This window comes from Sphingobacterium sp. T2 (assembly GCF_000814685.1).
Classification (GTDB): Bacteria; Bacteroidota; Bacteroidia; order Sphingobacteriales; family Sphingobacteriaceae; genus Sphingobacterium; species Sphingobacterium thermophilum.
On record NZ_JXAC01000051.1, the window covers coordinates 1 to 7616 of the forward strand.

The 7616-nt window shown below is 35.9% G+C and carries 12 protein-coding genes; 1 reads left to right on the plus strand and 11 read right to left on the minus strand.

Annotation, left to right across the window (positions count from 1 at the left end; genetic code table 11):
- Positions 1-80: 80 nt before the first annotated feature.
- The 11 genes from SD31_RS16445 to SD31_RS04540 form a co-directional block, all read right to left on the minus strand.
- Complete coding sequence (locus SD31_RS16445; RefSeq protein WP_156138199.1) at positions 81-224, minus strand: hypothetical protein; 144 nt, start codon at positions 222-224, stop codon at positions 81-83.
- A gap of 56 nt (positions 225-280) precedes the next feature.
- Positions 281-718, minus strand: coding sequence for a thermonuclease family protein (locus tag SD31_RS04495; RefSeq protein WP_197053531.1), 438 nt, complete (start codon positions 716-718; stop codon positions 281-283).
- A 219-nt stretch (positions 719-937) separates the two neighbouring features.
- Positions 938-1900 (minus strand): hypothetical protein, encoded by a 963-nt coding sequence (locus tag SD31_RS04500; RefSeq protein WP_039053261.1) that lies wholly within the window; start codon positions 1898-1900, stop codon positions 938-940.
- Between the two features lie 142 nt (positions 1901-2042).
- Positions 2043-2675, minus strand: a complete 633-nt coding sequence (locus SD31_RS04505; RefSeq protein WP_039053262.1) for a hypothetical protein — start codon at positions 2673-2675, stop codon at positions 2043-2045.
- Positions 2660-2887, minus strand: a complete 228-nt coding sequence (locus SD31_RS17055; RefSeq protein WP_231561170.1) for a hypothetical protein — start codon at positions 2885-2887, stop codon at positions 2660-2662. Before SD31_RS17055 ends, SD31_RS04505 begins: the two co-directional genes overlap by 16 nt.
- Positions 2888-3320: 433 nt before the next feature.
- A complete protein-coding gene (locus SD31_RS04515; RefSeq protein WP_039053264.1) occupies positions 3321-4034 on the minus strand; it encodes a phospholipase D-like domain-containing protein in 714 nt (237 codons plus the stop codon).
- A gap of 349 nt (positions 4035-4383) precedes the next feature.
- On the minus strand, positions 4384-4857 hold the full coding sequence (locus SD31_RS04520; protein ID WP_231561171.1) for a response regulator: 474 nt from the start codon (positions 4855-4857) through the stop codon (positions 4384-4386).
- A 90-nt stretch (positions 4858-4947) separates the two neighbouring features.
- Positions 4948-5223: an ATP-binding protein gene (locus tag SD31_RS04525; protein ID WP_039053265.1), complete on the minus strand. Its 276-nt coding sequence runs from the start codon at positions 5221-5223 to the stop codon at positions 4948-4950.
- Positions 5201-5629, minus strand: a complete 429-nt coding sequence (locus SD31_RS04530; protein ID WP_156138201.1) for a hypothetical protein — start codon at positions 5627-5629, stop codon at positions 5201-5203. Before SD31_RS04530 ends, SD31_RS04525 begins: the two co-directional genes overlap by 23 nt.
- The gene (locus tag SD31_RS04535) at positions 5577-6536 is read right to left on the minus strand and encodes a tetratricopeptide repeat protein (protein WP_039053267.1); all 960 of its coding nucleotides are present in this window, start codon (positions 6534-6536) and stop codon (positions 5577-5579) included. The genes SD31_RS04530 and SD31_RS04535 overlap by 53 nt, the downstream gene beginning before the upstream one ends.
- A 143-nt stretch (positions 6537-6679) precedes the next feature.
- On the minus strand, positions 6680-6865 hold the full coding sequence (locus tag SD31_RS04540; protein ID WP_039053268.1) for a hypothetical protein: 186 nt from the start codon (positions 6863-6865) through the stop codon (positions 6680-6682).
- Positions 6866-7178: 313 nt separating this feature from the next.
- Here SD31_RS04540 and SD31_RS04545 point away from each other — a divergent pair, with 313 nt between their 5' ends.
- Positions 7179-7388 (plus strand): hypothetical protein, encoded by a 210-nt coding sequence (locus SD31_RS04545; RefSeq protein WP_039053269.1) that lies wholly within the window; start codon positions 7179-7181, stop codon positions 7386-7388.
- Positions 7389-7616: the final 228 nt, after the last annotated feature.

A 7616-nucleotide genomic window follows, 5' to 3' on the forward strand; every position in this document is an offset into this window, starting at 1 on the left:
AGACATAAGCTAGGTATATGGGATGACAGATGGCAGCAGAACGACTAACGTTCGTATAATTCTATAGGCATGCGTCCGGATCAGTAAAAAAAGACAAATTTTTTGCCGGTAAGGCTGTCTATCCGTATGGCTTCTACCGAAATATGCTGCTTTAATTCTTCTACGGTTTGTTCTATATTTTCCACTTCGAAGGCCAGATGGMGTAAGACAAGGCTTACCGGCAAAAAATTTGTCTTTTTTACTAGATCCGGTACGGCATGCCTATAGAATTATACGAACGTTAGTCGTTCTGCTGCCATCTGTCATCCCATATACCTAGCTTATGCTTGCGGGCATATTGCTGTGCCCGCAACAGACGATTTTCGTATTTTACATTGGGCGGAATGGTCATCAGCGTGGCATACCCTTCCTTAACCAGCAACTCATTGAGAAAAGTGCCATCATTCAGAAAGGCATAAGCCAATGTTCTACCATATCGATCCAAGGAATCTATATCAAAGGTAAGCTTCAGATAAGGATTTCTGGTCAGCACGCTATCCAAATAGGCTTTGGAGTGGGCTCCAAAAGGATGCTTCCTCTTGTTAAAAGCATTTCTGTCTTCCGGCGCATCAATACCTATAAGACGTATCTTAATCCTACGCTGATCTTTGTTCAGCACCCAAAAGGTATCCCCATCCACAAATTTATCTACAAGAAAGATAGAAGGATCGTGATACATAGCCGCCTCAAAGCTGTAATCAAAACTCGTTTCCGAAGATGTAAAGCTTTGGGATTGACAAGCCAAAAAATATAAACTTAGTAAAGGTATTAGAAATCTTTTCATCCGAAATCTTAATAAAACAAAGATGCGCTAGTAAATACGGTAAGATAAATAAAAATAGCAAAGAGTAGCTAGGCTCTTTGCTGTAAGTATAAGCATTACATAGATAGGGGAAGACTAGATTTTTTCCATAAACTTCTTCAAAATTTTAAATCCATCATCTTTCATAATAACACTTTGATGTATCTCGACATTCTGAGCTCCGGAATTTTTTAACCATTCCTCCCAAACAACCTTCATAATTTGGAAATCAGTAGGTTGTTTTAATGCCACCCCATTTTTATCCAATGACCTATCAATCAATTCTAAAACCAACACATTGACGCCAGTTAGTTTATTAGTGGTAGGAATTATTTGATAAGTCTCTTTAGAACGAATGAACTCACTCAAATCTTTACTTCCACTTGTTATAAAATCTTTTCTTATTTTTTCTATTAATTGCTGATCTAGTTTATATCCTTCTGCTTTATTACTATTTTCGATATAACCATCTGTTAATACGACTACAACGTCTTTATACTTTTTAGTAATATTATTTTTCTTATTTTTCTGAACTATAACCTCGTCCCTTTTTAAGGAGCTATTGATTGTTTCATTAAAATAATTCCATAGGTCAGCTCCAGCTGTATGAGTCAATGAATAATCGTATACCCTGCCAATATTATCTTTAAATTTTCTAATATCGTTGGATATTGAATCCCTAAGATACACCGCTTCCTCTTGAACCTTATTTCCGAATCGGGATAAATCTATAATCATCTGTTCAGGGATACATATCCCTTTCGAAAGTATACTTTTATTGACAAAGTCAAATTTATAAATGTCTGCCTGCTTTACTTTTCTGTTGTTTAAATCAATTAATTGAACAACATTATCAAGAATATGATATAACAATGTAGTATCATGAATGGGTTTAGGATGTATAGAAAGATTTATTCTGTTAGATAAATCAGGAACAAACAGCACATTAAAGTCGTATTTGATATCTGTGCCTTGACTCTCTTTTTTTTCTTTATAAGAGTTATTGCCACACGAACATAATAATGCAATACTTAAAACAAATAATATGATATTTTGCATAACTTCTTAATCTTTTATGTTTAATTAGCCTTTGATGCAGTCAATGTGCTCAACATTAATTCCGAAGAAGATTGAGAATAAAATTGCAGGGATGTTAACCAATTTTCTATCTCATCAATTGCTTCTTTAGTTTTAGCTTCAGCTATTTGAATTGAAAAATATTCATATAAGTATTTACTCCACCCTCCATAAATATATTACATCTATTTTCTAATTCTGATTTAGATATTGGAAGCTTATCGTTATCAATTTGACTCTTATAAATATTTGATAGATTCAGAAGTTTTTCGCTACAAGTATTCAAAAGCTGCTTCAAATCCTTTATTTTCTCAGCTAAAATTATAGGAGCTTGATTATAGCTTTGTCTTAGTCTTGTCAATTCAAATTCAAAATTGGAAATGCATGCAGTCAGTTTATCATTCTCTTCATTCAGTCTAAGTTTATCGGTCTCCAATTTGTCTATTTCTCTTTCAAGATTATCAATTTTTTGTTTGGTTACTGCTTGATGGAATGTCTGATTCCTTTTATTTAGAGAATCGATCAATGAATTAAATACTTTAGAGAATAAGTAAACTCCTAAAGTTCCCAAAACAAATACAAGCCAGAAATTCGTGCTAAAAATTATTTCAAGAACTGAAGCTTTCGTTTCTTTTTCCCTTGTCAACAATTCCATGTCATTTATATTTACAGCAACTTTATAAGCTATAATTACATCTACTATAAATATCAAAATATTACCTCCTGAGATAGTAAAAAATTTCAAAATTTTCTCCATTCCGGAAAGCTTTTCTTCTTTTTGGGAGGATTCTGAATTAGAAACAAGAAGTAGATAATAAATTCAAACATACCTAATGCAATAGGTATCGTTACAAATAAAAACAGAAACAAAATGCCTCCCACACCTTTATCCCAAATATTAGAAATTGCATGAGGATTAAATACTTCCGGCATTTCACTAAAATCATTATTGTCTAGCATTTCCTGCATATCTTGTTTAGAAAATATAAATATATAAGCAACGGAAGAATAGAAAACAAATAAATAGGCTAGCAATAAAAGTAATAGACCAATTAAAATTATTGATTTAGGCCAATTTATCGGCGGTTTAACGAAGTCTATCTTATGGTCATTAATCGCTTGTTTGATCTTTTCAATCTGATTTTGAAAAAAAGGAATTTTGGTATTTTTATTACTCTCAATATTTGCCTTAGCATTTTCTATCTCCTTTTCTTTAATTAATATTTCTTCCTCTTAATTTCTTTTGTTCTAAAGCATGTATTTCTTTCAGCGAATTAATTTCGTTTTCTGTCTTCAGTTCTAGGTTGGTTATACCAATTTTAACTTGCTCATCAATCTTAGATTTGAGTCTTGTCTTCTTTTCTTGTCGACAACTTCTATTTCATTTAAAAAGTTTTGAATACTAAAGTCTATCCATCGCCTGGGAAAGGACCTGATGATCTCCATTATTTTCCTTAGCTCTATTGTATGCGCTACTTCTTATTAATTCTTTATCCAAAGAGCCGACCTCAGAGGCAATAATATTATCTAAAACCTCTTTAAATTCCTTTATTGATTGCTCATGAAAACTTATGGTCTTTTCCTGCGTCATGGCTTGATATTCTTTTTTACTCTGTAATTCTTCTAATTTTTCGATCTCTTCAAGTGAAGCCCCATTCATTAATTGAATAGATCTGTTTTTTATCTTAAAAAAAGTTTCCAAAAACTCATCTACTGTTTTTGAGAGATTGGTTACTATAACATTCTCATGATTATTCTTAGCATTCTTAGACCAGTTATATGATCCATTTATTACTATTTTCCTATCAATGATGCAAAATTTTTGATGCATCATTCCATATCCTACATTCTTAATTTTTATCACCTCTCCAGTAGGAATATGATTTAATAAATCAAAATTTAATTTTTCGTTGTCACTATGATCAGCAACAATGACACTAACAACAACACCTTGATTTGCTTTATCTATTAAAATATCAAACAGCTCATCATCAGTAAACCATGCCATTGCTACCAATATTTCCTGCTTGGATTGTGATAGCTCATGTTTTATTCTTTGCAAAATTGCGTTAGTATCAGAAAGAGTATCTTGAATTAAATAATTATTACCTATCATAATATAACTGGCTGGTATTATAATTTTAAAATCTCATCAAAGCTAAGGCTATACTTCAGCCATTCCTTACGGTTTCCCGTAAAAGTGAAAAAAATGTAAAAAAAAGTAGAACCTGTCGGTCTACTTCATGAGTTAGTTATAATTGGTAGTAGTTAACTTCAGATGATGCCTTTGTCCTTACAGTAGGCAATGAGCTGCTCATTCTTGGTGAAGGAAAATACTTCGCGCATGGTGTTAAGTCTTTTCTCTACACTGCTGAGGCCGGAAGGCTTGAGGTTTTTCTGCTTCAGACGCTCCGGAATATCTTTTTGCTTTACACCATCAGCAAGTAGCTGGATAATAAATATGTCTACGGCGCTGAATTCGTAGACTGATGTTCCTTAATCTGAGGTTTGATATCTGGAGAGATATAGCTACCTCCCTTATGCAGCTGTAGGAAAGCTTCTTTGAGATGTTGAGCATCATGACGTGCCTTACGCACATACGCATCGATGCCATATTTATTAAATAAGCGGTCGATAACAGCAGGTCTACTTTCTCCTGAGAACACCAAGATCTTTATATCCGGCTGTATGACTTTAACGGCTTGTATCAAATCAATACCACTTGTTATGCGCTGCTTATGATGATCTTCTTCAAATGACAAATCTGTTATCAACAAGTCGTAGTGACGTCCTTCCTGCAATGCACGACTTATCCATGCCAATGCGTCATCGCAGTAATATACATACTTTGCTTCTTCCACCCCCAAATCTTTCAGCGTGCGTTGTACAGAAAGATTGGCTATCTCATGATCTTCGGCAATTAGTACTTTATTAAACATACCTTACAATTTTAGTTTAGAGGAATGATAATCTGAATGTGTGTTCCTCTTTTAGGTTCTTTCCCAAAAATAACCTGTCCATTCAAGTTATTAATACGGTTTCCCGTATTTATCCAACCATTTCCTTTTTTCATTATCGTGAGGGAGCCCTACTCCATTATCCGAATACGACAGCGAAAGCTGTCCCTCTTCGATTTGGAACTTAAGGATGACTTCGGTAGCGCCGCTATGCTTATTCATATTCACCATAAGCTCTTGGATAATAGGAAAAAGCTCTTTCTTGATGACCGGCTTTACAAAGCTCCACACATCATCATTGCCCACAATCAATACCTTCAGATTATCACGACCGAAAGATTTTATCAATGCTGCAATTTCCTGTGCAAAGCTTACCTCTTCCTCTCCCTGTTCTTCTTCCTCCTGTTCGTAAGATATATCTCTTGGATTTTTCATACAGCACTTCCAGCTTGTCGAGCATATCTTCTCTGTCCAGCTCTTCACCGTACTCTATTTCCGACATGACGCGATAGATGCCGTTTGCGACCACGTCGTGCACCTTTTTGGACGTTTTAAGTTTGTTTTCCTTGATTATATTTTCTGCTTCCAGTCGAAGTTGTTTTTTCTTTTTGTCGTTCCAATAGAGAAAAAACGCCATGGTGCAGATCCCCAGTACAGTCATGCCAACGACGAGAGCTCTTTGTTTTGCCATCTTAAGATCTCTATCCAACACGGCATTCTGAAGTATGGCATTTTCTTTTTTTGCTTTTTTCAACTTCATAACGTATCATGGCAAACTGATTGCTGGCTTTCAGGCGTGCCACACGTATGCTGTCTGTCAGTGCCGTATACATGCTGAAATAATACTTTAGGGAGTCCGTCTTTCCCACCCGTATTAACCTATCCAAAGCATTGATCTTATCGTTAGGATTTCCCAGTTTATCCGCCAACTCATAACTCATTTTTGCATAAAAACGTGCAGAGTCCGGATGACGGTTTTTGTGAAAATTGTAAAGATGCGAAACACTGGCACTGACACCCCAAAGGTTGTTGTTGGCCCTTCGAATGGACAAAGCCTTATGCAGGTCAGGTAATGGATTATATTTCTTGTCTATGTGCCATCGGGTGTTGGCATAATTGGATAAGGCTCTGGCGTAATCTAGGGTCCCATCAGCCGTATTTTTTAGCACTTCTTCATATATAGTATAAGCCTGTTGATACTGTTTATCATAATAGTATGTTACAGCCTTATTATTAAGATAAGTAGCTGAATTGTTCGCATCACGGCTATATTGAATCGCCAAATCGTAGTACTGTATCGCTTTATTGTGATTGCCATAACCTGATATAGCATTTCCTAGACAGTTATAATTCATCGCCATAAGGTTATGGTGGGCCGTATCCGTTTTGTCCAACAACTTGTCGGCTTCAATAGAAGTCTCTTGCGAACCATAATAATCGCCTTCGTAAAATAGAGTAATGGCCATCTGTACAAGGCAGGTTGCGGCCATCGTGCTGTCCTTCTCGGCGAGAAACTCCCCTTTGGCAAGCTCAAAATAAAAGAAAGAGCTGTCGCTCACATCAGTATCCAGAAATTTAAGAGCTTTATCATAATACATTCGGCTCTTCCTAACCTCATCTCTTGGGGATACATTCGTCACTTGGCCCTCCTTCCCTTTCATACACGAAGAAAGAAACCAAATAAGCAGTGGTATAAATACTAAATTTCTCAAAGGATATAATAATTGGCTTATTATACAATAATAATAATAAAATAAACAGACAGGTAAAACAATACCTGTCTGTTTAGGAACTTACTCACTTATTAACGAGTGCGTAAGATTTTTACTTTAGGTCGTGGCGTACCTTTATCTCCCGTATTTTGGTCGTTATTCTCATTATTGTCCTCTTCATTATCCGCAGCTTGTGCCACAACAGTATGTTGTACTACAGCAACCGATATTTCCCCTACCTGATGAAATAACATTGCTAGAAATAAAATTGTCTTCATTTTTAGTTTAATTGAATAAAGAACTCCTCTTCTGTCGCAGTTGTCCTTACTGCGACCAGCATTTTATTTCCAGAAGGCCTTCTGAATGGTGGGAAGAGATATTCCTGAGAGCAGCTATTTATATCTTCCCGGCTTTATAGACAGCCACTCTACAGGTTTACCATATGGAATCCTTTTCCTATCTTTATGCTGTTAATGCACTATGGATAGGCATGATTCGTGAAGCAAAATTATTTCGCCAAAACAACTGATAACCAAACATTTCCGCTATTTCCGATATTTCTGATTTTTCCGTTGTGAGGAGGCGAGAAAGATGTTAGGATATAAGGTGAATTCCAATATTTCCGGTATGTTCGATTTTGAGTTATTTAAAAAAGAAGTTTTAGAACACTATCATATTCAGAAAGAGCAGGGTAAGCTCCATATCTATCTAGAAAATCCATCTCCTGCAAATCTGAGAGATTATACGCTCAAGCATGTAAGAGAAGGTCTATCCAAAGATGATGAACGGGTATTGAATTGATTTTTTTGACGAGGGCCGTAAGTTTGAGCATTTGGAAAAGGCTATTCAAAAATGTGATCTGGGGAAATTAAAGTCCTTACAGAATTTCATTACAGGGCATAACAAAAAATCCTAGCGAACTTATCGTAAAGGTATTGGCTATTACTTGCCAACTTTCAGCCGCGCCCCTACCAACGCTGGAGGGAAGAGCGTGCCGGGAAGCGGCCGGACGGGGACACCGAGGCGTGC